Annotated in this window: 25 protein-coding genes; 14 read left to right on the top strand and 11 right to left on the bottom strand. The window is 67.7% G+C overall.

Going from position 1 to position 20,819, the window contains the following annotated elements; genetic code table 11:
* Nucleotides 1-47 precede the first annotated feature (47 nt).
* From trpC to P1L40_RS04960, 4 genes are read left to right on the top strand one after another with little or no spacing between them, the layout of a single operon-like run.
* On the top strand, nucleotides 48-848 hold the full coding sequence (gene trpC / locus P1L40_RS04975; protein WP_284010221.1) for an indole-3-glycerol phosphate synthase: 801 nt from the start codon (nucleotides 48-50) through the stop codon (nucleotides 846-848).
* Nucleotides 845-2,176 carry a tryptophan synthase subunit beta gene (gene trpB, locus P1L40_RS04970; protein WP_284010220.1) on the top strand — a complete coding sequence of 444 codons (1,332 nt, stop codon included), beginning with the start codon at nucleotides 845-847 and terminating at the stop codon, nucleotides 2,174-2,176. The genes trpC and trpB overlap by 4 nt, the downstream gene beginning before the upstream one ends.
* Nucleotides 2,176-3,009, top strand: coding sequence for a tryptophan synthase subunit alpha (trpA, locus tag P1L40_RS04965; protein ID WP_284010219.1), 834 nt, complete (start codon nucleotides 2,176-2,178; stop codon nucleotides 3,007-3,009). The genes trpB and trpA overlap by 1 nt, the downstream gene beginning before the upstream one ends.
* A gap of 26 nt (nucleotides 3,010-3,035) precedes the next feature.
* Nucleotides 3,036-3,839, top strand: a complete 804-nt coding sequence (locus P1L40_RS04960) for a 2-amino-3,7-dideoxy-D-threo-hept-6-ulosonate synthase (protein ID WP_284010218.1) — start codon at nucleotides 3,036-3,038, stop codon at nucleotides 3,837-3,839.
* Here the strand turns inward: P1L40_RS04960 and P1L40_RS04955 are convergent.
* Complete coding sequence (locus tag P1L40_RS04955; RefSeq protein WP_284010217.1) at nucleotides 3,836-4,921, bottom strand: MinD/ParA family ATP-binding protein; 1,086 nt, start codon at nucleotides 4,919-4,921, stop codon at nucleotides 3,836-3,838. The genes P1L40_RS04960 and P1L40_RS04955 overlap by 4 nt on opposite strands.
* 183 nt (nucleotides 4,922-5,104) lie before the next feature.
* Between P1L40_RS04955 and P1L40_RS04950 the strand changes: the two genes are divergently transcribed.
* Nucleotides 5,105-6,271, top strand: coding sequence for a 3-dehydroquinate synthase II (locus P1L40_RS04950; protein ID WP_284010216.1), 1,167 nt, complete (start codon nucleotides 5,105-5,107; stop codon nucleotides 6,269-6,271).
* A gap of 33 nt (nucleotides 6,272-6,304) precedes the next feature.
* Here P1L40_RS04950 and P1L40_RS04945 read toward each other — a convergent pair whose 3' ends face one another.
* From P1L40_RS04945 to P1L40_RS04935, 3 genes are all read right to left on the bottom strand, one after another.
* Nucleotides 6,305-7,552, bottom strand: coding sequence for an MFS transporter (locus tag P1L40_RS04945; protein ID WP_284010215.1), 1,248 nt, complete (start codon nucleotides 7,550-7,552; stop codon nucleotides 6,305-6,307).
* Nucleotide 7,553: 1 nt separating this feature from the next.
* Nucleotides 7,554-7,976: a zinc ribbon domain-containing protein gene (locus P1L40_RS04940; protein ID WP_284010214.1), complete on the bottom strand. Its 423-nt coding sequence runs from the start codon at nucleotides 7,974-7,976 to the stop codon at nucleotides 7,554-7,556.
* A gap of 163 nt (nucleotides 7,977-8,139) precedes the next feature.
* Nucleotides 8,140-8,319 carry a DUF8107 family protein gene (locus P1L40_RS04935; protein WP_284010213.1) on the bottom strand — a complete coding sequence of 60 codons (180 nt, stop codon included), beginning with the start codon at nucleotides 8,317-8,319 and terminating at the stop codon, nucleotides 8,140-8,142.
* Between the two features lie 72 nt (nucleotides 8,320-8,391).
* Here P1L40_RS04935 and P1L40_RS04930 point away from each other — a divergent pair, with 72 nt between their 5' ends.
* From P1L40_RS04930 to P1L40_RS04905, 6 genes are all read left to right on the top strand, one after another.
* On the top strand, nucleotides 8,392-8,736 hold the full coding sequence (locus P1L40_RS04930; protein WP_284010212.1) for a hypothetical protein: 345 nt from the start codon (nucleotides 8,392-8,394) through the stop codon (nucleotides 8,734-8,736).
* Nucleotides 8,737-8,774: 38 nt separating this feature from the next.
* Entirely contained in the window at nucleotides 8,775-9,179 is a 405-nt protein-coding gene (locus P1L40_RS04925) for an SRPBCC family protein (protein WP_284010211.1), read from the top strand.
* A gap of 89 nt (nucleotides 9,180-9,268) precedes the next feature.
* Nucleotides 9,269-9,493 (top strand): hypothetical protein, encoded by a 225-nt coding sequence (locus tag P1L40_RS04920; protein WP_284010210.1) that lies wholly within the window; start codon nucleotides 9,269-9,271, stop codon nucleotides 9,491-9,493.
* A gap of 43 nt (nucleotides 9,494-9,536) precedes the next feature.
* Complete coding sequence (locus P1L40_RS04915) at nucleotides 9,537-9,833, top strand: DUF7990 family protein (protein ID WP_284010209.1); 297 nt, start codon at nucleotides 9,537-9,539, stop codon at nucleotides 9,831-9,833.
* Between the two features lies 1 nt (nucleotide 9,834).
* Entirely contained in the window at nucleotides 9,835-10,806 is a 972-nt protein-coding gene (locus P1L40_RS04910; RefSeq protein ID WP_284010208.1) for an ArsA family ATPase, read from the top strand.
* A gap of 102 nt (nucleotides 10,807-10,908) precedes the next feature.
* Nucleotides 10,909-12,738, top strand: coding sequence for a carbon starvation CstA family protein (locus P1L40_RS04905; RefSeq protein ID WP_284010207.1), 1,830 nt, complete (start codon nucleotides 10,909-10,911; stop codon nucleotides 12,736-12,738).
* A gap of 113 nt (nucleotides 12,739-12,851) precedes the next feature.
* Here P1L40_RS04905 and P1L40_RS04900 read toward each other — a convergent pair whose 3' ends face one another.
* On the bottom strand, nucleotides 12,852-13,466 hold the full coding sequence (locus tag P1L40_RS04900; RefSeq protein ID WP_284010206.1) for a DUF8052 family protein: 615 nt from the start codon (nucleotides 13,464-13,466) through the stop codon (nucleotides 12,852-12,854).
* Between the two features lie 130 nt (nucleotides 13,467-13,596).
* Between P1L40_RS04900 and P1L40_RS04895 the strand changes: the two genes are divergently transcribed.
* Entirely contained in the window at nucleotides 13,597-13,800 is a 204-nt protein-coding gene (locus P1L40_RS04895) for a DUF8007 family protein (protein ID WP_284010205.1), read from the top strand.
* Nucleotide 13,801: 1 nt separating this feature from the next.
* Here P1L40_RS04895 and P1L40_RS04890 read toward each other — a convergent pair whose 3' ends face one another.
* From P1L40_RS04890 to P1L40_RS04875, 4 genes are all read right to left on the bottom strand, one after another.
* The gene (locus tag P1L40_RS04890; RefSeq protein WP_284010204.1) at nucleotides 13,802-14,491 is read right to left on the bottom strand and encodes a type I 3-dehydroquinate dehydratase; all 690 of its coding nucleotides are present in this window, start codon (nucleotides 14,489-14,491) and stop codon (nucleotides 13,802-13,804) included.
* 40 nt (nucleotides 14,492-14,531) lie between these two features.
* Nucleotides 14,532-15,560, bottom strand: coding sequence for a DNA-methyltransferase (locus tag P1L40_RS04885; protein ID WP_284010203.1), 1,029 nt, complete (start codon nucleotides 15,558-15,560; stop codon nucleotides 14,532-14,534).
* Nucleotides 15,561-15,597: 37 nt separating this feature from the next.
* A complete protein-coding gene (locus P1L40_RS04880) occupies nucleotides 15,598-16,482 on the bottom strand; it encodes a methyl-accepting chemotaxis protein (protein ID WP_284010202.1) in 885 nt (294 codons plus the stop codon).
* A gap of 75 nt (nucleotides 16,483-16,557) precedes the next feature.
* Nucleotides 16,558-17,520: a transcription initiation factor IIB gene (locus P1L40_RS04875; protein WP_284010201.1), complete on the bottom strand. Its 963-nt coding sequence runs from the start codon at nucleotides 17,518-17,520 to the stop codon at nucleotides 16,558-16,560.
* A gap of 286 nt (nucleotides 17,521-17,806) precedes the next feature.
* On the opposite strand from P1L40_RS04875, the gene P1L40_RS04870 reads away from it, so the two are divergent.
* Both P1L40_RS04870 and P1L40_RS04865 read left to right on the top strand, forming a co-directional pair.
* Nucleotides 17,807-18,517: a class I SAM-dependent methyltransferase gene (locus tag P1L40_RS04870; protein WP_284010200.1), complete on the top strand. Its 711-nt coding sequence runs from the start codon at nucleotides 17,807-17,809 to the stop codon at nucleotides 18,515-18,517.
* Between the two features lie 41 nt (nucleotides 18,518-18,558).
* Nucleotides 18,559-18,885 (top strand): VOC family protein, encoded by a 327-nt coding sequence (locus P1L40_RS04865; protein ID WP_284010199.1) that lies wholly within the window; start codon nucleotides 18,559-18,561, stop codon nucleotides 18,883-18,885.
* Between the two features lie 105 nt (nucleotides 18,886-18,990).
* Here the strand turns inward: P1L40_RS04865 and P1L40_RS04860 are convergent, their stop codons facing one another.
* Complete coding sequence (locus P1L40_RS04860) at nucleotides 18,991-19,911, bottom strand: sulfide-dependent adenosine diphosphate thiazole synthase (RefSeq protein ID WP_284010198.1); 921 nt, start codon at nucleotides 19,909-19,911, stop codon at nucleotides 18,991-18,993.
* Nucleotides 19,912-20,000: 89 nt separating this feature from the next.
* Nucleotides 20,001-20,789: a hypothetical protein gene (locus P1L40_RS04855; RefSeq protein WP_284010197.1), complete on the bottom strand. Its 789-nt coding sequence runs from the start codon at nucleotides 20,787-20,789 to the stop codon at nucleotides 20,001-20,003.
* Between the last annotated feature and the right edge of the window lie 30 nt (nucleotides 20,790-20,819).

Genomic DNA, 20,819 nt, shown 5'->3' with positions numbered 1-20,819 from the left:
CGCCGAAGGCAACTCTTATGTACACTTCTGTACGTTAGTGTTCAGTAATGGACGACAGTGTGGGTGCGATCGCACCGGAAGTGGCGTCGATACTCGCGGCGGCGCGTGAGCGCGGCGGTGGTGGCGAGCGGGTCGCTGCCGACGCGCGCTCGCTGCCGGCGGCCTTCGAGCGGGCCGAGAGCGAGGGACGGGTCCCGCTGATCGCCGAGATCAAACCGACCAGCCCGACGACCGAGGGCGCGCGGACCGACGACCCGGTCGCGCTCGCGGAGCGGATGGTCGAGGGCGGCGCGGCGGCGCTGTCGGTGTTGACCGAACCGGACCACTTCGGCGGCTCCGCACGGACGCTCGAACGGGTCCGCGAGGCCGTCGACGTGCCCGTCCTGCGGAAGGATTTCGTCCTGCACGAGGCGCAACTGGACGTTGTCGAGGCGGACGTGATCCTCCTGATCGTCCGGTTCCTGGAGGCCGAGGGGACCGACGACCTGGGCGATCTGGTGGCGGCGGCCCGCGACCGCGGGTTCCAGGTCCTCGTCGAGACTCACACCGAGGCCGAAGTCGAGCGGGCCATCGAAGCGGGGGCCGACATCGTCGGCGTCAACAACCGCGACCTGGCGCAACTCGAAGTCGACCTGGGAACCTTCGAGCGGGTGAGCGAGGCGGTGCCCGAGAGCGTTACCCTCATTGCCGAAAGCGGCATACACACGCCGGAGGACGTGCGACGGATGCGCCGGGCCGGTGCCGACGCGCTGTTGGTCGGCTCGGCGATCATGGACCACGGCGCGGACACCGACGTGGCAGCGAACACGCGGCGACTGACGAACGCGGAGACGGAGACACAGACATGAGCACGGACGACGCACACGACCCCAAGTTCGGCGAGTACGGCGGACAGTACGTACCCGAGGCGCTGATGCCGGCCATCGAGGAGTTGGCCGACGCCTACGAGCGGTACGTCATCGAGAACGAGGACGGTTTCATGGACGAGTTCAGGGACCGACTGGCCGACTTCGGCGGCCGACCGACCCCCCTGCAGTACGCCGAGCAACTGTCCGAGCGGTACGACACCGACGTGTACCTGAAACGTGAGGACCTGCTCCACGGCGGCGCACACAAGCTCAACAACGCGCTCGGACAGGTCCTGCTGGCGAAGTACATGGGCAAAGAGCGCATCATCGCCGAGACGGGCGCCGGCCAGCACGGCACCGCGACGGCGATGGCCGCCGCCCACCTCGATATGCCCTGTGAGATCTACATGGGCGAGACGGACATCGCCCGCCAGCGGCCCAACGTCTTCCGAATGCGGATCAACGGGGCCGACGTGAACCCGGTGACGGTCGGTCGCGGGACGCTCAAGGAGGCTATCTCCGAGACGATGCGGGACTGGGCGACCACCGTCGAGAACACCCACTACGTCATCGGCAGCGTCGTCGGTCCGCACCCGTTCCCGAAGATGGTCCGGGACTTCCAGTCGGTCATCTCCGAGGAGGCCCGCGAGCAGGCCATCGAGCAGACCGGCGGGCTCCCGGACTCGGTGATCGCCTGCGCCGGCGGCGGGTCGAACACGATGGGGACGTTCGCGGAGTTCGTGTCCGACGAGGAGGTAGCGCTGTACGCCGTCGAGGCCGGCGGCTCCTCGCTGGCCGTCGACGAGGACCGCGGCGTCGCGCCCAACTCCGCGACCCTCTCGACGGGCGACGAGGGCGTCCTCCACGGCGCCCGGACGAAGCTCCTGCAGGACTCGGACGGCCAGATCATGGAATCGCACTCCGTCTCTGCGGGGCTCGACTACGCCGGCGTCGGACCGGAACTCGCACACCTGGTCGACGAGGGGCGGGTGACGCCGGTCAACGTCGACGACGACAGCGCCCTGGAGGCGTTCCACCGCCTCTCCCAGGACGAGGGGATCATCCCGGCACTGGAGACGGCTCACGCCTTCGGCTACCTGGAGCGCGTGGCGGGACCCGCCACGGACGGTCGAGCGGCGGAGCCGCGAGACGAACACCACGACGAGGTCGGCGACACCGTCGTCGTCAACGTCTCGGGCCGCGGGGACAAGGACCTGGAGACGGTCATCGAGGAGACGAGCAAGCGTGACCTCTCGATCGCGCCCGACATGTCGGTGTTCGACACCGGCGGGATGATGAGCCCCGGCGGCGCGGGGGGTGAGCACTGATGGGACTGGAGCGAGTCTTCGCGGGCGACGACCCAGCGTTCGTCCCGTATCTGGCTGCGGGCGACCCCGACTACGAGGCCTCACAGGCCTACGTCGAGGCCCTCGAACGGGGCGGCGCGGACCTGATCGAACTCGGGCTGCCGTTCTCGGAACCGATCGCCGAGGGCAAGACCATCCAGGACGCCGTGGTCCGATCCCTGAAGGCGGGCATGACCGTCGAGCGGTACTTCGAGTTCGTCGAGGAACTGGACGTGGACGTACCGCTGGTCTGTATGACCTACTACAACCTGGTCTTCCAGTACGGCGAGGAGGCCGGTCCGCGGCCGTTCGTCCAGAAGGCCGCCGAGGTCGGCATCGAGGGGTTCGTCGTCGTCGACCTCCCAGCCGAGGAGGCCGGCCCGCTCCGGGCGGCCTGTGACGAGTTCGGACTGGACCTGGTCTTTATCGTCGCGCCGACGACCGAGGGCGACCGGCTGGACAGCATGAAAGCACAGGTGTCGGGCTACGTCTACGTCCAGGCTCGCCTGGGCGTGACCGGCGCTCGCGACGACGTGGACGACGCCACCGAGGACTCGCTGGCCCGACTGTCCGACTGGGACGTGCCCAAGGCCGTCGGCTTCGGCATCAAGACCGGCGACCACGCCGAACGGATCGTCTCGGCGGGCGCCGACGGCATCATCGTCGGATCGGCGCTGGTCGACATCGTGGCCGAGGGCCACGAGAACGACGAGTCAGTCGAGACGGTCGCCGACCGACTGGAGGCGAAGGCGCGCGAACTGACCGAGGGGGCCCACCGTGGGGCACAGAACCGGCCGCAACCGGAACGCACATAATTGTACTTGCCACACTGTCTCATATCATGAACACAGGGAAACACGCACGGCTCACACGCATCGGGACAGACGGGCAGTACGTCATCGTCCCGATGGACCACGGGATCACGATGGGGGCCGTCAAAGGACTGAAAGACATCGAATCGACGATCGACGCGGTGACACGCGGCGGTGCCGACGCCGTTCTCACCCAGCGGGGGATCGCCGACCGCGTCCACCCGAACAAGAACGACGCCGGCTACATCGCCCACCTCAACGGCTCGACGACCATCGGCCCGGACGAGAACGACAAGCGCACCACCGGCACCGTCGAGGACGCCATCCGCGCCGGTGCCGACGCCGTCTCCTTCCACATCAACGTCGGTAGCACCTACGAGCGCGAACAGATCGAGGAGCTGGCAGCACTGACCAGCGAGGCCGACCGCTACGGACTGCCGGTCCTGGCGATGGCCTACGCCCGCGGACCCGACATCGACCCGGCGGCCGACGACTACAACCAGGCGGTCGGCCACGCGGTACGGCTGGCCGAGGAACTGGGATCGGACGTGGTCAAGACGGGGTACACCGGCGACGCCGAGAGCTTCCAACACGTCGTCGAGTCGACGGCGCTGCCGGTCGTCATCGCCGGCGGCGCGAAAGGCACCGACGAGGAGACCCTGAACATGGTCCGTGGCGCGATGGACGCGGGCGCGTCGGGGATCTCGATGGGCCGCTCGATCTTCCAGCACGACGAACCGGAGAAGATCGCCCGGGCCGTCGCCGCCGTCGTCCACGACGACGCCGGTGCCGTCGACGCGCTCCACGAGGCGGGCCTGGCCGTCGAAGCCTAGAAACCAAACACCGCGCGGATCTTCTGTCCGAACGACCGCGAGGCGTCGCCGTCCCGGTCGGCCGTCGGTTCGTCCTCTCGACCGGCCGTCGGTTCGTCCTCTCGGTCACCCATCCGTTCGTTCGGTCGACCGTCCGGGACCGTGTCGTCGCTCCCGTCCGAGCCCGTTCGGTCCGGTGCTGTCGTCTCTGTGGGCGGCACCGACTCGTCGGTCGTCCCGGAGGCCACCGAGTCAGTGTCTGCGACCTGTGCCGTCTCCTCGGCCACTTTGGAGACGTGCCCGCCGTCGGTCCGCTGGCCCATGCGGTCGGCCGTCGCCGCCGGTCCCGGTTCGGTGTCGGGACGTGGCTCGGCCGTCGAGGTTGCTCCGACGAGCCGACGAGCGATCTTCCGGTACGCGACAGCCGCCCCGCTGCGTGGCGCGTCCTCGACGACCGGTGACCCCCGGTCCTGTGCGTGTGGCACCGCGTCGTCGTCGGGGACGTGTCCGAGCAGGTCGACATCGAGAAACGACGCGATCCGGTCGGCACCCGGGGAACTGCCGGTCCCCGACATCGTCAGGACGAGCCCACGGACCTCGGTCTCGACGCGATCGGCCAGTTCGCGGGTGTTGTCGGCGTTCCGGATCGACGACACGCGGGGCGTCGAGACCAGCACGACCGCGTCGGCCAGTTGCATCGGCCGGAGCGTCTCCTCGCTCAGTCCCGCCGGTGTGTCCATCAGGACGGCGTCGTACTGCTCCCGTAGCGTCTCGACGACCGCCGGGAGCCGGGCGAGGTCCGTTCGAGCGTACCCGTCGAGCTCCGTCCCGCTCGGGACCACGTCGAGGCCGTCGACGGCCGGATACGTCGCGTCCTCGACGGCCGTCTCGGCCCCGAGGACATCGTGGAGCGTCGTCGCGACCGTGACATCGATATCGACATCCAGGAAGTCGACGAGGTTGGCCATGGCCAGGTCGAGTTCGACGACGGCGACATCGTACCCCTCGGCCGACAGCGCGGCACCCAGGTTGATACTCGTCGTCGTCTTTCCCACGCCACCTTTCGCGCCTGCGACTGCGTACACGTTGCTTACTGTTGTCATCTACTCCCGAACCCCTGTGTCCCCTGCATCCACCCGAACGGGCATTGTTATGGATCGGCTTATCACGGCAGTAAGCATGGCCTAACGGCACGAAACCGACCGGTATCGGCGCACCGGCCGACCGCGTCCCCGGGCGTTGCTGAATCCGCCACGTTCAAGCCCCGGCGTCGCGCACGTCGCGGTATGACACGAAGCGTGTGGCTCAAAGCCGACGACGAAGTCGGCGACTGGGAGACACGGAAGCGCCGTATCACCGCCGGCCTGGAGGCCGGCGTCGACTGGGTCCTGGTCGACGAGGCGGATGTCGACCGTGTCCAGGAACTGGGGGCAGTCAACGTCGCCGCCTTCTCGAACGGCGATGTCCACGTCATGGAGGCCGAAGAGGAGGTCTCGGAGAGCGACGCCACTATCGTCGGCAAGGGCGGCGAAGGCGACGGCACCGTCGACCTCCCCTCGGATTTCTCCGGCTCCGCGGACCTCTCGACGCTGCGCCGCAACGAGACCACGCCCGACGGCGGCTACGTCCGGATCTTCGACGAGGACTACGAGGCCTTCGCCGAGGCGGTCGCGGCCGAGGCCGACTTCACCATCGTCATCGGTGAGGACTGGCAGATCATCCCCCTGGAGAACCTCATCGCCCGGGTCGGCGACGAGACCCAGCTCATCACCGGCGTCCAGACCGCCGAGGACGCCCGCACCGCCTACGAGACGCTCGAACACGGCGCCGACGGCGTCCTGCTGGACACCGACGACATCGACGAGATCCGCAAGACCTGCGAGGTGCGCGACGCCGTCGGGCGCGAGCAACTCGACTTGCAGTACGCCGAGGTGACCGCCGTCGAGCAGACCGGCTCGGCCGACCGGGTCTGTATCGACACGGGCAATCTGCTGGAACACGACGAGGGGATGCTCGTCGGCTCGATGGCCCGCGGACTCTTTTTCGTCCACGCAGAGACCGCCGAGTCCCCCTACGTCGCCTCCCGGCCGTTCCGGGTCAACGCGGGCGCCGTCCACGCCTACGTCCGCACTCCCGACGGCGGCACGAAGTACCTCTCGGAGCTCCAGAGCGGCGACGAGGTCCAGGTCGTCGACAGCGAGGGCCACACCCGCGAGGCGATCGTCGGCCGCGCGAAGATCGAGAAACGCCCGATGTTCCGCGTCCAGGCCGAAACCGGGGACGGCGACCGCATCGAGACGCTGCTCCAGAACGCCGAGACGATCAAGGTCCACACCCGCGAGGGTCGGACCGCGGTCACGGACCTGGAACCGGGCGACGAGTTGCTCGTCTACTACGAGGACACGGCGACGCACTTCGGCGAGAAGATCGAAGAGAGCATCATCGAGAAGTAGCGCCGAGACGACAGCCGTCCTGCTTCGACCGCGTCAACTGGTCTGCTGTCCGGGATCGCCGTGTTCGGCCCCGCCGGCGAGCCCGGGCGGGCGGAGTGTCAGCGTCGCGAGGCCGGCGACCGCGAGCAACGCAGCCCCGACCAGGAACGACGGCACCCAGCCGAACCGCGCGATCAGGAACCCCGCGACGGTCCCGCCGAGAACGCCGCCGGGGACCTTCGCCGAGTAGACGAGCGCGTAGTTCTCCGAGGAGCGCGCCCGGCCGTAGTAGCTCCCCACCAGCGACGGAAAGACCGCGAACGCCGGGCTCCGGAAGAAGGCGGTCGCGCCCACGAGAACGACGAACAGCGGCGCGATCCCCCGGACGCCGACGGCGACAGCGCCCGCGAGGGAGGCCCCACACAGCAAGAGAGCGACGCCGACAGTCCGCTCCCCGCCGACCCGATCCGAGAGCCCGCTGACGACGACGATACCGCCGGCGTCCGCCAGCGCGACGGCCGAGGCCACCGTCGTCGCCGTTCCCGGCCCCAGTCCCAGCCCCCGGGTGAACCCGATCGACTGACCGATGAGCATGAGGCCGACGCCGTTGACCACGATCATGACGCCGAAGAACACCCAGAACTGCCAGGACCGCAGGACAGAGCGCCAGCCGACCGCCGCCGTCTCGTCGACGCTGACCGTGGACTCGCTCGCGGCTTCGTCGGGGTCGCTCGGTGGGTCCCGGAGGACCAGCGCCGCCAGCAGCCCCGTGGCCCCGACCACGAGTCCCAGTGTCAACAGCGTCGCGCGGTAGGACGCGTCCAGTCGGGACTGGAGCAGCGGGATGGCGACGACGCTGACGGCGCTGTAGGCCATCGTGACCGCCCCCGTCGCCAGCCCGCGCCGGTCGGTGAACCACTTGACCGGCGTGTTGACCGCCACCGTGTAGGCGATGCCGGAGCCGACGCCGCCCACCGAGTAGGCGGCGGCCGCGAGCGGATACGACTGGACGACGGCGAGTCCGGCGTACCCGCCGGCCAGCAACAGGCCGCTGGCCGCCAGAAGCACCCGCGGGCCGTAGCGGTCTCTGATACTGCCGGCCGGGATCTGGACGAGGGTCTGTGCGACGACGAAGGCCGTAAAGACGGTCCCGAGTTCGGTCGGCGACGCGCCGACGCGGGCGCCGACGGCGCCGCTGAGCGAGCTCCAGACGAACTGGTAGGTGCCGGCCCCGCCCATCACGCCCGCGGCGACGACCACCAGCAGCCAGCGGCTCCCGGGCGGCGATGGATCGTCGGCCACGTCACCGGGCCGCGTCCGCGCCGGTGTCCTCGGCGGTCGACAGTTCGGTCGTACACCAGTGACAGAAGTCGATGTCCTCGTCGAGTTCCTTCCCGCAGTTGGGACAGCTCATCCCGTCCGAGACGGCGGCGTCCTGCTGTGTCCGTGCTGCCATCCAGTAGGCGTCGGCCATGCTGAGAAGCGTAATCGCGAGCAGTGCGACCGACGCCTCCAGGGGAAGCGCGCGCGAGGCCGCGAGGAAGGCGTCGACGGACAGCTCCGTCGGGAGGTCCCCCTCGCCCAACAGCAGTGTGGTCGTGCTGAACACGAGCCCGAACCACAGGACGGCACGGAGCCACTCCCGCAGGTAGACGTGACCCAGCCCCGGGTAGATGAACGCCAGGCAGACCGCCAGCCAGGGCCGCTTGCGTCCTGTATCGCTCATATCTCCGATATCCAACAGCCACGCCCGTATATCTTCCGAAGCCGGGAACCGGACGGCCGTTTCGAGACCCGAGAGCGCCCTCGCTGTCGCTGTCCAGACCCCGCTGTGTCCGCCCGCGCTTCCGGGGCGGAGCCACGCCGGGCGCGGACACCTACTCGGTCGCCTATCGAAGGACGACGAGATACGTCAGGAACGCGAGCGCGAACGTCCCCAGGAGGATCGTCTCGGCGGTAAACGACGCCAGCCCGACGAGACTCGCTCCCCAGACGACGACGGCACTGAACGTCGCCGAGAGCAGGAGGTTCAACACGAGTAACACCCTGATGTCCCCGTCGGAGGCCATACTGGTGCTGCCGGCGCGGCCGACGTATAACTGTTGGAACGTTCATTGACATCAAATGACATGAGAGCGTTCATGCCGACGCGACACCAACTACGGGGCATGTTCCACAACAGCGAGGGAATCCGGGTCGATCCGGTCCCGTTTCTCGTCGTCAGCGGCCTCGGGTTCGCGGTCGCGTTCTCGTTCGGGCCGATCTACGTCACGACGCTCGGGGCGTCGCTTGCTGCGGGACTCGTCGTCGCCGGCGCGGCCGCCCTCGCGACGACGGCCGTCGCCTACCACCGGTACGTCTGGACCGAGCGGCCCGCCCTCCGGAGGGAGATCCCGGCCGCCGCTCGGTTTCGGCGGCTGATCTACGGCCTGATCGGTGGGTTCCTGGCCGTCGCCGCGCTGGCGCTCCCGCCACTGGCGCTGTGACCCGTGGAACTAACAGGGCGCGGAGCGAGGACGACTGCATGCGCGAGGTCGAGCGCACGTGCTTCGTCGACGCGTCTCCAGCCGAACTCGACAGGGCGCTGACCCCGACGGGGCTCATCGAGTCGGAGGGCACCTTCACGGTCCGGGCAACGGAGGAGACCGACGCCGGGACGCGCGTGATCGCCGGCGGTGGCGGTGTCGAAGCCGCGTTCGTCGTCGAACCCCGAACGCACGGCTACGACTACCGCCAGGTCGGCGACCGCGGCCCGTTCGAGGCGATGGAGACGAGCCTGACCTACGACAATCGGGACCACGGGAGCGACGTGACCGTCCGCTCTGCGGTCAGCCTCGGCCTCCCGCTCGCTCCGGTGAGCGACCGGGTCGCCGCCTGGAAGCGACGTGCCGAACTCGACCGGCTGCTCGACGCGCTCGAAGCCGTCTGAAGCGCGACCGCCGGCAGGCAGTGGGTCGGTCGTGAGCACCGCGGACAATCCACACGAACGTTTATGTTGGATACGGCACACGTCACCGTATGGGATTGTTGACGACGGTCAGAGACGTTCTCCAGGCGTCGACGGAGTCGGCAAACAGGGGTGACGTGACCGACGAGCGGTCCGAGGGTGCCTACTGGTGTGACGACTGTGACGTGCGTATCCGCGACATCGATGTCGAGGGCGACGACCCGCCGGACTGTCCCGACTGTGGAGCGGCGATGCGGTTCGAGCGGTCGCCCGGTTCGACCGGCTGTGCCTGTTGAGACGCCACAACACGTATGAGTGTCGGGCGTGGTACCGGAACACATGACTGTCTCGGACCGTATTCGGGCGTACCTCGACGGCCTCGACGCGTGGCTCCACGGGCTGTACCACGGCATGATCGAACACCCCTCCTTCGAGAAGATCGAGAAGGAGGCGGAGGATACGGCCGACGTGTTCATGTTCGCCTGCTTCGCCGACGCGTTTGGCATCCCGAGTCCGGTCTCGTACTACACGGCCGAGTTGCTGCCCCACCTCACCGAGGAGTTCGTGGCCTGGGAGCGGCGGATGTGGGACCGCGAGTCGCTCGTCGAACGGAAGGGCCAACAGTACCACTTCTGAGATGAACAAGTTCGTCTTCTTCGGTGGGAAGGGTGGTGTCGGCAAGACGACCGTCTCCAGTGCCTACGGGCTGCGCTGTGCAGCCGAGGGGATGCGGACGCTGTTAGTCTCGACCGATCCCGCCCACAGCACCTCCGACGTGTTCGACCAGCAGTTCGACGACGATCCGGCGGCCGTCGGAGGCTACGAGAACCTCTGGGCGATGGAACTGGACCCCGACGAGGAGGTGAAACGGCACATGCAGTCGATCAAGTCCTCGATGACCGACCAGGTCAGTCCCGCCATCGTCAACGAGATCGACCGACAGATCGAACTGGCCCACCGGACGCCCGGTGCCTACGAGGCGGCACTGTTCGACCGCTTTATCGACGTGATGCGCGACAGCGAGGCGTACGACCGCGTCATCTTCGACACCTCGCCGACCGGTGGGACGCTCCGGCTACTCGCGCTCCCGGAGTTTCTCGAATCCTGGATCGAACGACTCGCCGCGAAGCGCGAGGAGAGCGTCGATCTCTTCGAGAAAGCCGCGGTCGGGGACAAGTCCGCACGAAGGAAATTGGAGCAGGACCCGATCCTCGAACGTCTCGCCGAACGCAAGGCGGACTTCGAGTTCGCCGGCGAGACGCTTCGAGAGGCCGCCATGTTCTACCTCGTGCTCAACCCCGACGAACTCTCGATCGAGGAGTCCCACCGCGCGGTCGCGGACCTCACCGACGCCGGCCTGACTGTCGGGGGGTTGATCGTCAACAAGGTCGCGCCGGCACCCGACGACGGGGAATCGGGCACCGGGGCGACGTACTTACGGGAACGTCACCGCACCGAACAGCAACGTCTCGAGCGGATTCGCGGAGAGTTCACACAACCGGTCGCCGGCGTCATCGAGCAACGCGTCTCGGAAGTGAAAGGTGACCTCCTGGCCGAAGTCGCAGACGACCTCGTTATCGACACCGAAGCCACGGCGCCGACGATCTGATCTGTGCTCCGACGACCGAGGTGCTCTAATACTTTATCCATCATAATATTCCCATAATTATTAAATACTTTTTCGCCGCACGTGTGTCTGAGGTACATTACCATGGTACAGGTACTCTGGCTCGTCGTCGCGACACTCATCACGTTCAGTATCGGGTATCTCGGCTATTCGAGATACCTCGCACAGTTCGTCGAACTTGACGATTCGAACGACACACCTGCCCACAAGTACGAGGACGGGCAGGAGTACGTCCCCTCGAAGAAACCCGTCCTGCTGGGACACCACTACTCCAGTATCGCCGGCGGAGCACCCATCGTGGGTCCTATCACGGCCGGTGTAGTCTGGGGGTGGGTGCCGGCCCTGCTGTGGATCGCTATCGGCAATCCGCTGATGGGGAGCGTCCACGACTTCGTCTCGCTGTCGGGGAGTCTGCGACACGAGGGGAAGTCGATCGGGTACATCATCGGCGAGTACGTCGGCGACCGCGGCAAGAACATGCTCCTGTGGTTCGCGTTCCTGACGATAATCCTCGTCGTCGCGGTGTTCGCACTCGTGGTTGCGATCGTGTTCAACGCCTTCCCGCAGGCGGCGACGGCGAGTTTCGTCTACATCGCCTTGGCGCTCGTATTCGGGGTGTACCTCTATCAGCTTGATCTCCCCTTCCTCCCAGGGACGGCGGTGTTCGTCACTGCCGTCTTCGGGGGCGTCTGGGTCGGCATCAACTTCCCTGTCGCGCTGTTCCCGGCGGCGGAAGCCGGGACCTACCCGGCCGGAACGATCGTCCTGTTCGGTTCGGGACTGGCGTCGATGGTCCCGGCCGCGGGAACGCTGGGCGCGAACACGGCCGGCTGGATCCCGGTCATCCTGCTGTACGCGGCCAGCGCCTCGGTACTCCCGGTGTGGACGCTGCTCCAGCCCCGTGACTTCCTCTCGTCGTTCCTGCTGTACGCGGGCGTCGGGGGCGCGTTGCTCGCGGTCGTCGTCGGCACGCTGCTGGGAACGTCCGCCCAGCCGCTCGTCATCAATCTGGAGCCGTACTACGGGTTCATGGGGACCGCGGGACTGCCGCTGTTCCCCCTGCTGTTCGTGACCATCGCCTGTGGGACCATCAGTGGCTTCCACTCGCTGGTCTCCTCGGGCACGACCGCGAAGCAACTGAACAAGGAGTCTGACGCCCGGGCCATCGGTTACGGCGGGATGCTCGGCGAGGGACTGCTCGCGACAGTCGCGCTCGGTACCGTCGCTATCGCCGGCGTCACCGCCGGTGGCGGTATCGGTCGCGCGCTGCCGAACTTCGCGACCGGCGGGAGCGTGATGCTGACGAGCTTCGGTATCCCGACCTCGGTCGGTGCGCCGTTCATGGCACTCGTGCTCGTGAGCTTCCTGCTGACCTCGACGGACACGGCGGTCCGGCTGGGCCGCTACATGGCGGAGGAGATCGTCGGCACGCCCGACGCCGAAAACGTCGTCGTCCGCCAGGTACAGGAGGTCGGCATCAACCGTTACAGCAACGCGACGATCCAGTGTCTGCTGGCCTACGCGCTGGTCGCAAGCGGCTCCTGGGCGAGTCTCTGGCCCCTCTTTGGCGGTGCAAACCAGTTGCTCGCCGCGCTGGCACTGCTGACGGCCACGGTGTGGCTCGCCAACTGGGACGACGACAAACAGCTCATCAGCACCGGCGTCCCGATGGCGCTGATGACGGTCATCACCGTCTGTGCGTTGCTGTACCTCTCGCTGTATCAGAACCTCTACCAGCAGTTCATCCAGGGCGGTTTCGCCGAGAGCGCTGGCATCTTCGCACGTATCTCCGTCGCGGTTCAGATCGTGCTGGCGCTGGTGCTGGTCGGCCTGGCGCTGTCGCTCGTCTGGATCGGCTACAGCAACATCAAGTCCGTCCGTGAGGCGCCCGGCGCCACGCCGGCCGACGACTGATTCGACCGCGATCCTGTTTTATCGGCGCTTCGGTCACCGAGGAGCCGCGTGACTCGTTCCGGTCGCGCGACCGACCGCGGACGGTGACGACACCGACAGACCGAGACGGCGCCTCAGCCGAGCCAGGAGCGAAGCCGGCCCAACAGCCCCGAAGGTGTGAGTTCCGCCGGATCACGCCACAGCTGGAAGGCGACGGCCGTGTCGGCCTCGCTGCTGGCGACCGCCGTCTCACGCTCCGGTGCGACGACTGCCAGGTTGATCTCGTAGTCGCCGTAGTAGCCGTAGCGCAACAGCGTCCGGTCACGGAAGCCGTCGACGAACGACCGCACACCGTCGGGAATCCGCGGCACGACCAGGACGAAGGTAAACTCCGTTCCCTGGTGTTCCTCGTCGGCGTCGATCCACTCGTCGGCGAGGTCGTGACCCAACTCGACCAGGTGTTCCAGATCCGCCCGCGAGACGCCGTCGACACGGCGGACGAACAGGTGTTCGGCGGTCTCGTAGTTGGCCCAGTTGATCGACTGGTGGAGGAACTGCTTCTGACTCTCGATGGCGAGTCGCCCGTACATCTCGAAAGATTCCCCTCGGACGGTCCTGTCGCGTTCGAGGTCGTAGTTGAACTTGAGCCGGTCGGCGACCGATCGAAGGTACTGATCGTCCCAGGACGGAAGATCGGGGTCCTCGCTCTCCGGGTCGGCCGTCTCCTCCCCGTGGTCCGCTTCGCTCATGGCACCGGCGCCCCGTCCCCGTTCAAACCGTCACGACAGCACATATCACAGTCCAGAACGGCGACCCACCTAAAACGTCGGTCCGACCGCGGCAAGCTTTATTCCGGTCGCCCAACAACTATCGGCGCAAATGAGCAAGGACAGCGAGGCCTGTGGTCGGTGCAGTATGACCGCCGTGGTCGACACCACCGACGACGGAACCGAGGACCCGTTTTCCGGGTCCCGGATCGAGGTCGACGACGCCCAGGCACGGGCTGTCTCACCGGGGGCGTGGCTGGCCGGTGTCAAAGCGCGTCTCGACGACTGGGCGACCCGACTGACGTACGGGCGGTGACTCAGCCCTCGCGCTGAAGCTGCGTGACCAGCGAGCGCAGCGTCGCCAGGTCGTACTGTCCGGGCGCGGTGGCGTCGGCGGGATCGACCGGCGCGTAGCCGATCCGCGAGCCATACACCGGCGCGACCGCCCTGGAGTGGCGCCCGGCAGCGCCCATACACATCGTCGCCACGGTGTCACCGGCAGCCGTGCGGTCCCGCGTCGCGCCCAGCATCGCCAGCACGTCGTCCGGCGAGTGGGCGGTCGAGGCCATCTTCCCGACATCGCCGTACGAACACGCCCGTTCGAGGCGTTCGGCGATATCCGCCCGCTCGGGGGTCGACTCGAAGTCGTGGGTCGAGACGACGACCGACACACCGCGGTCACGGGCGGCGTCGACGACGCGCCCCGCATCGTACTCGCCCGCCCCGGAGACGGCCGCCAGTTCCAGGTCGACGGCGGTGACGGCGTCGTACCCCAGTGCCCGTTCGAGCGTGTCGAGCCTGTCGGCCGAGTCCGGCGCCTCGCCGCCCTCCCACTCGACGCGGTTCGTCACGAGCACCGGGAGCTCTCCGTCGTAGGCATCGAGTTGGGCCAGCGGGTCGTCCGCGAAGTCCATCCGGAGTTCGACGCCGTCGGCGTGGGCGCGCCCCTCGGGTTCGACCGAGAGGTCGTCGGTCGCGGCAAGCAGCGTGAACGACTCGAAGTTCATACTCGAACTTCGCCCGAGGACGACAAAAAGCGTCGCCCTCTCACTCGACCGGGACGTGTGTAGCGCGGTAGCCGTCTTCGGTTCCCTCGACGGAATCGACGCCGTACAGGCGGATCTGACGCTCCTGTTTGGTGTTGACCGGGAAGTCGTAGTGCGCTGCGTCGTAGCCGGGTTCCCCGCCGTCGGCGCGCCGGTTTGTGACCCACTCGCGGTGGTCGGCCAGGCGGTCGCGCGCGATCTCGCGGGAGCGGTCGGGCGCCGTCTCGACCCGCCCGGCAAGGGCCGCCAACAGCTCCGGGTCCCGGTCGACACCGACGGAGTTCCTGGCCGAAACCAGCGCCGCCAGCGTCGTCGTCCCGGTCCCCAGGAACGGATCGAGGACGGTATCGCCGTACACCGAGAACATCGAGATCAGTCGGTAGGGGACGACGAGCGGGAACGCGCCCGACCGGTCCCGCAGTCCCGCCTCGATGTCCTGGGCCTCGCCGGGGAGCTCCCAGAGGTCGGAGAACCACTCGTTGCGCTCCTCCCAGAAGTACGCGCTCTCGTAGCGACGGGTTGCCCCCGGTTCGAGGCGCCGCCGTTCGCCGTTGCGGAACACGAGGATCTGTTCGTGTTCGAGCGTCGGGTAGGCGTTGGGCGGCACCATCCCCGATCCCATGAACTTCGCACCGCTGTTCGTGGGTTTCCGCCAGAGGATGTCCGGCAGCGCCCGCAGACCGTGGTCGGTGACACGGGCGGTCACCTCGGCGCCGTTCGGGTAGGAGCGAAAGCCGTCGGCCAGCGAGCGGGTCGCGTCGCCGACGTTGAGACAGGCGATCCCGCCGGGGACGAGGACGCGAGCGATCTCGGCCCAGACCGAGTCGAGCACGTCGTGCATCAACCGGAAGGCCCGGTCGCCGTCGCCGTCATCGAGCGCGTCGGCGATGGCGGGGTCCAGTTCGCCGAAGATGTCGTCCCACATCTCGATCATCGGATACGGAGGGGACGTGACGACGAGTTCGACGCTGTCGTCGGGCAGAGGGAGGTCGCGGGCGTCACCGGTGTGGACCCGGTGTGTCGTCTCCATACCGGCCCGAGAAGGTGGGGCGACTCGTGTCTTGTGGTTAGCGGTCGCCGACGGCGCTCTGGAGTTCGGTGATCTTCGCGGTCTGTTGCTCGTTGGCCGCGGCGATCTGTTCGATCTGTTCGGCGACCTTCTCGGCGTTCTCGGCGGTCATGTCGACCATGCTCGCGACCTGCTCTGTCGAGGCGGCCTGTTCGTCCGTCGCGGAGGCGACCTCCTCGGCGCCGCGGGCGGCTTCCTCGACGGCCTCGTCGATCTCCCGGAGGATCTCGACGGTGCGGCTGACCTGTTCGATGCCGGATTCGACCTGTTCGTTCGCGTGGTCGATGCTGTCGACGGTGTCCTCGGTGTCGGCCTTGATGTTGGCGACGAGCTGTTCGATCTCGGTCGCGTTCTGCTGGGACTCCTCGGCCAGCGATTTCACCTCGTCGGCGACGACGGCGAACCCTTCGCCCGCCTCGCCGGCCCGAGCGGCCTCGATCGAGGCGTTCAGCGCCAGCATGTTCGTCTGGTCGGCGATGTCGTTGATGACTTCGACGATCTCGTCGATCTCGTCGATGCGCTCCTGGAGTTGCTCGACATCCTCGGAGACATCGCTGTTGGCCTCGTCGACGGCCTCCATCGCGCCGATGGCGTCGTCGGCGACCTCGCGTCCCTCCGCCGCGAGGTCGCGGGCCTCGTCGCTGACCTGTCGGACCTGGCTCGCACTGGAGGCGACTTCCTCGACGGTCGCCGAGAGGTTCGATACTTCGCCGGCGACTTCACGCATGTTCTCGGACTGCTGGTCGGCGAGGTCGCTGATCTCCTGAGAACTCGACGAGACGTTCTCGGAGACGCGAAGCAGTTCGTCGATCGCGTTCCCGATGTTCTCGCCGGTGACGCTACCGACACTCTCCATGCCGGTCTCGTCGATATCAGAGGCCATAGCTCACCGGCCGGGGGCCAGCGGATTAAACGTACCTCCGCAGTTATCAGCGGTGATTTTCCGCCGCGGCGCCGACTACGCGACCGGGAGGTCCTGCTCGGCTTCGAGCAGTTCGTGGTAGCGGTTGCGGATGGTGACCTCCGAGATGTCCGCGACCTCGCTGACCGCGGCCTGGGTGGTCTTCTCGTTGGTCAGCAAGGCAGCGGCGTAGACGGCGGCTGCCGCCAGGCCGACGGGCGACTTCCCGGAGTGGACGCCCTGTTCCTTGGCGTTCTGGAGGAGCTGGCGCGCGCGGTGTTCGGCCTCGTCGGAGAGTTCCAGCGAGGAGGCAAAGCGGGGGACGTAGCTCTCGGGGTCGGCCGGCGCGACTTCCAGCCCGAGTTCCCGGACCACGTAGCGGTAGGTGCGGGCGATCTCGCTCTTCTCGACGCGGGAGACCTCGGTGATCTCGTCGAGCGACCGCGGCACGCCGGCCTGACGAGCGGCGGCGTACACCGAGGACGTGGAGACGCCCTCGATCGAACGGCCGGGCAGGAGGTTCTCGTCGAGCGCGCGCCGGTAGATCACACTGGCGGTCTCGCGGACGTTCTCGGGGAGGCCAAGCGCCGAGGCCATGCGGTCGATCTCGCCCAGGGCCTGCTTGAGGTTCCGCTCCTTGGAGTCACGCGTGCGGAACCGCTCGTTCCACTTGCGCAGGCGTTGCATCTTCTGGCGCTGCTTGCCCGACAGGGAGTTGCCGTAGGCGTCCTTGTCGCGCCAGTCGATGTTGGTCGAGAGGCCCTTGTCGTGCATCATGTTCGTCGTCGGGGCGCCGACGCGTGACTTCTCGTCTTTCTCGCTGGCGTCGAAGGCGCGCCACTCGGGGCCGCGGTCGATCTCGTCGGTCTCGACGACCAGGCCACAGTCCTGGCAGACCGTCTCGCCGTGTTCGTCGTCCATGACGAGCGTGCCGCTGCATTCCGGGCAGGCCGTCTCTGTCGAGGCGGATTCCTCGGTCTGTTCGTCCGTCCGTCGTCGCGTGCGTGTGTGTTCGCTCATGGGGTGCGAAGGCGGGTGCTCACCGGGCAGGGACAAACCTGGAGAAACCCGGCGGCAATCGGTAATCCTGGCTTCGGTCGAAAGTCATTTAAACGCTATGGTATCGATCCGAGGACCGGCCGTTCACGCCACGAACTCCGATTCTGTGTCCAGCGCACACGACCATTGAAATGTCCGTTTAGACAACCTCTCCGTGGTTGTTCCGGGAGATGTCCCCGTGAAACCGGCGGGAGCGTGTCTCCCAGTGACGGACATATTTATACAACGATGGGCAGATGTTGACACCATGTCTCGCGGGTTCAAAGTGAACGAGGACTACCGGTTCATCGGGCGGACTTTCGCCGAGTACACGCGGATGTTCGGGATCAGCGCCGGAGACCTGGCCGGTCGCGTCGTCCTCGACTGTCCGGGCGGTCCGGGGTCGTTCACTGCGGTCGCCGCACGGCTCGCAGACCGGACGCTGGCGGTCGACCCCGCGTACGGGCCGCCGGCCGACGCCCTCGCGCCGGTCTGTCGTGACGCCGTCGAACGGACCGTCTCGCAGTTACAGCGGGACCCCAGCCGGTTCGTCTGGGACGAGTATGGCGACCCGAAGACACGCGGGCGGTACCTGCGAGCGGCCGCCGAGCGGTTCCTCGCGGACTACGCCACCCACCCCGATCGATACCTGCGGGCGGCCCTGCCGTCGCTGCCGCTCCCCTCCGACAGCGTCGACCTCGCGCTCTCGGGGAACCTCCTCTTCCTGTACGACGACCGGCTCGACGCCGAGTTCCACGTCGACGCCGCGCTCGAACTCGCCCGGGTCGCCCGGGAGGAACTGCGCGTGTTCCCGCTGCACGCGCTGGACCGCGCGGAGTCGTCCCTGCTGGAACCGACCGTCGAGCGACTCCGCGAGCGTGGGCTGGCCGTCGAGCGACGCGGGGTCCCCTACGAGTTCCAGCCCGGCGCGACCGAGGCGCTTGTCGTCTCCGACACGGCGGGGTTCGACGGGCGCTGAGCCGGCGGTGCGTATTTGGGCGTACCGTTCCCACCACCGCTATGGACGGTATCGTCTTCTTCGCCACCGAGCGCCACGACGAGGTGGTCCGGTTCTACCGTGACCTCGGCGCGGCGGTGTGGCGCGAGCAGCCCGACTGCACGATCCTCGAAGCCGGCGGCTTCCGTTTCGGGTTCTGTGCCCGGGACCACGCCGACACCGAGGGGATCGTGACGTTCGTCTTCGAGGACCGCGCGGGCGTCGACGCGGCCTACGAATCGCTCGCCGATCCCGGCGACCCGCCGGCGTTCAACGACACATACGACATCTACCAGTGTTTCGCCACCGATCCGGAGGGCCGGACCGTCGAGTTCCAGACCTTCGAGTAGCCGACGCTCACCGCGCTCCACGGTCGAAACACGGTGGGCCGCGCTTCCGGCGGTTTGAGATTTGCAGACGGGTATCGCTGTGGTAGCCCGCGCAGTAGGACGTGACTAGTCGTCAGCGGGCGTCGCGCGACTCGTCAGGTCCACCTCGGCAGCGTCGACCTCCAGTTCGTCCAGGGCGACCTGGGCGGCCCGCTTGCCGGAGACGAGCATGGCGCCGAAGGTCGGCCCCATCCGCGGGAGGCCGTAGGTCGTCGCCGTCGCCATCCCCGTGACGACGAGGCCGTCGTGGGCCAGGCCGGTGTGTTCGACGACGGCGTCCTCGCTCTCGCCGACCCACATCGAGTCGTGGCCGGGCGAGTCGTGGCCGGGGGCGCCGTAGGTGTCGTCGTCGGTCTGGTCCATCCCGCTGTCGCCCTCCTCGATGCCCGGCGCGTTCAGGACGCCGCGCTCGTCGAGTTTCTTGACCGCCATCGCGTCGTGGCCCGTCGCGTCGATGACCAGATCGGCCTCGACGGCGATGGGGTCGACGCAGGTGATCTCCCGCGGCAGCGCGTGGACTGGGGTCCAGTTCATGACGATGCCGCCGACGCGGTGGTCCTCGCGGATGACGATGTCGGTAAACTCGGTCATGTTCTGCATCTTCGCGCCGGCGTCGCAGGCGGCCTTGATCAGCCCCGAGCAGGCTTCCGGCCCGTTAGCGATGTACAGCCCCTCGCTGTCCTGGGACTGCTTGAAGTCGACATCGAGTTCGTCGAGCACCTGCTGGGCGGGGTCCCGGACGGTGACCTTGTTCATCAGGAAGCCGCCGAGCCAGAACCCACCGCCGAGGTAGTTGTTCTTCTCGACGACCATCGTCTGGACCCCCCGCTCCGAGAGTTCCTTGGCGGCCATCAGTCCGGAGGGGCCGCCACCGACGATGATCACGTCGCTGTCCGAGAAGTCCATGAACTCGTCGGTCCACTCCTGGCCGATCGCGCGTGTCACTTCCGCCTCGCCGACATCGCTGAACTGATCGAAGTTCTGCATACCACCTAGTGATATTTTGCTGTGGTAGAAAGGCGTTGCGGTGTCCGGAGCCACGGCTGGCCGATCGAGCGAACGACAGCGAGACGCGGCTACGACCAGGCGTGCAGGCCCGCCGCGGTGAGGACCTGCTGCCCGCCGTCCGGCTGACAGACCGCCCACCGGCCGAGATCAGCGTCCTCGGGGAACAGATGTTCCGGGACGAGCGGCATCGGGACCGGCGCGTAGCCGTCTCGCCGCATCACGGTCGGCCCGGGGAACCGCTCGACTACCTCGTCCTGAGCCGTGACCTCGAAGCGGCCGTCGTCGGCCCGCCGATAGGCATACTGGAAGGCGTGGCGCTCGGCGGCCGCCAGCGCGTCGACGTTCTCGAAGACGGCGACGACTTCGGTGCCGACCCCCAGTTCCAGTCGGGGCCGGTCCTCGCCGACCGGGACCTCGCGCCACTGGAGTTCGGCCGTCGTCGCCCGAGCGCAGGCGTAGCTCCCGTCCGAGAGCGGGACCCGGTCGGGTCCCTTGTAGAAGTGTCGCCCGTCGGGGCCGCCGTCGGCGACACAGGCCGGCTCACCGAGCACCGTTGCGACGACCTGTGTGAGCGTCGTCCCAGTCGATTCCGTCGAGGGAACCACGAACAGACAGTCCCGTCCTTCCCTGAGCGCACCGGCAAAGCGCGGGACCAGTCCCGCCGGGCCGACATCGGCCTCCGTGAGCGGTTCGATCGCGACCGGACGCGGGGTCCCGGCGTCGACTAAGCCGACGGCGTCGCGTGTCGGTGTCGCCAGTGCCGTCGGCGTCCGCCGGTCGTCCGCCGACTCGATCTCGTAGCCGGCCCGCTCACACAGTTCGATGCCGTGATCGCGGACCGAAGGATAGACGGGCATTCGCCGGAGGTAGGTCCCCGAGTCGCAAGA

The sequence above is a fragment of the Haloarcula pelagica genome, from assembly GCF_030127105.1.
GTDB lineage: Archaea > Halobacteriota > Halobacteria > Halobacteriales > Haloarculaceae > Haloarcula > Haloarcula pelagica.
The sequence above is the reverse complement of the archived record's forward strand: the minus strand, read 5'-3'. Positions and strand labels throughout refer to the sequence as shown.

Excerpts from the sequence above, each read along its gene's own strand:
- trpC (WP_284010221.1), top strand. The coding sequence starts at position 48 with ATGGACGACAGTGTGGGTGCGATCGCACCGGAAGTGGCGTCGATACTC.
- trpB (WP_284010220.1), top strand. The coding sequence starts at position 845 with ATGAGCACGGACGACGCACACGACCCCAAGTTCGGCGAGTACGGCGGA.
- trpA (WP_284010219.1), top strand. The coding sequence starts at position 2,176 with ATGGGACTGGAGCGAGTCTTCGCGGGCGACGACCCAGCGTTCGTCCCG.
- P1L40_RS04960 (WP_284010218.1), top strand. The coding sequence starts at position 3,036 with ATGAACACAGGGAAACACGCACGGCTCACACGCATCGGGACAGACGGG.
- P1L40_RS04955 (WP_284010217.1), bottom strand. The coding sequence starts at position 4,921 with ATGACAACAGTAAGCAACGTGTACGCAGTCGCAGGCGCGAAAGGTGGC.
- P1L40_RS04950 (WP_284010216.1), top strand. The coding sequence starts at position 5,105 with ATGACACGAAGCGTGTGGCTCAAAGCCGACGACGAAGTCGGCGACTGG.
- P1L40_RS04940 (WP_284010214.1), bottom strand. The coding sequence starts at position 7,976 with ATGAGCGATACAGGACGCAAGCGGCCCTGGCTGGCGGTCTGCCTGGCG.
- P1L40_RS04935 (WP_284010213.1), bottom strand. The coding sequence starts at position 8,319 with ATGGCCTCCGACGGGGACATCAGGGTGTTACTCGTGTTGAACCTCCTG.
- P1L40_RS04930 (WP_284010212.1), top strand. The coding sequence starts at position 8,392 with ATGCCGACGCGACACCAACTACGGGGCATGTTCCACAACAGCGAGGGA.
- P1L40_RS04925 (WP_284010211.1), top strand. The coding sequence starts at position 8,775 with ATGCGCGAGGTCGAGCGCACGTGCTTCGTCGACGCGTCTCCAGCCGAA.
- P1L40_RS04920 (WP_284010210.1), top strand. The coding sequence starts at position 9,269 with ATGGGATTGTTGACGACGGTCAGAGACGTTCTCCAGGCGTCGACGGAG.
- P1L40_RS04915 (WP_284010209.1), top strand. The coding sequence starts at position 9,537 with ATGACTGTCTCGGACCGTATTCGGGCGTACCTCGACGGCCTCGACGCG.
- P1L40_RS04910 (WP_284010208.1), top strand. The coding sequence starts at position 9,835 with ATGAACAAGTTCGTCTTCTTCGGTGGGAAGGGTGGTGTCGGCAAGACG.
- P1L40_RS04905 (WP_284010207.1), top strand. The coding sequence starts at position 10,909 with ATGGTACAGGTACTCTGGCTCGTCGTCGCGACACTCATCACGTTCAGT.
- P1L40_RS04900 (WP_284010206.1), bottom strand. The coding sequence starts at position 13,466 with ATGAGCGAAGCGGACCACGGGGAGGAGACGGCCGACCCGGAGAGCGAG.
- P1L40_RS04895 (WP_284010205.1), top strand. The coding sequence starts at position 13,597 with ATGAGCAAGGACAGCGAGGCCTGTGGTCGGTGCAGTATGACCGCCGTG.
- P1L40_RS04890 (WP_284010204.1), bottom strand. The coding sequence starts at position 14,491 with ATGAACTTCGAGTCGTTCACGCTGCTTGCCGCGACCGACGACCTCTCG.
- P1L40_RS04885 (WP_284010203.1), bottom strand. The coding sequence starts at position 15,560 with ATGGAGACGACACACCGGGTCCACACCGGTGACGCCCGCGACCTCCCT.
- P1L40_RS04880 (WP_284010202.1), bottom strand. The coding sequence starts at position 16,482 with ATGGCCTCTGATATCGACGAGACCGGCATGGAGAGTGTCGGTAGCGTC.
- P1L40_RS04875 (WP_284010201.1), bottom strand. The coding sequence starts at position 17,520 with ATGAGCGAACACACACGCACGCGACGACGGACGGACGAACAGACCGAG.
- P1L40_RS04870 (WP_284010200.1), top strand. The coding sequence starts at position 17,807 with ATGTCTCGCGGGTTCAAAGTGAACGAGGACTACCGGTTCATCGGGCGG.
- P1L40_RS04865 (WP_284010199.1), top strand. The coding sequence starts at position 18,559 with ATGGACGGTATCGTCTTCTTCGCCACCGAGCGCCACGACGAGGTGGTC.
- P1L40_RS04860 (WP_284010198.1), bottom strand. The coding sequence starts at position 19,911 with ATGCAGAACTTCGATCAGTTCAGCGATGTCGGCGAGGCGGAAGTGACA.
- P1L40_RS04855 (WP_284010197.1), bottom strand. The coding sequence starts at position 20,789 with ATGCCCGTCTATCCTTCGGTCCGCGATCACGGCATCGAACTGTGTGAG.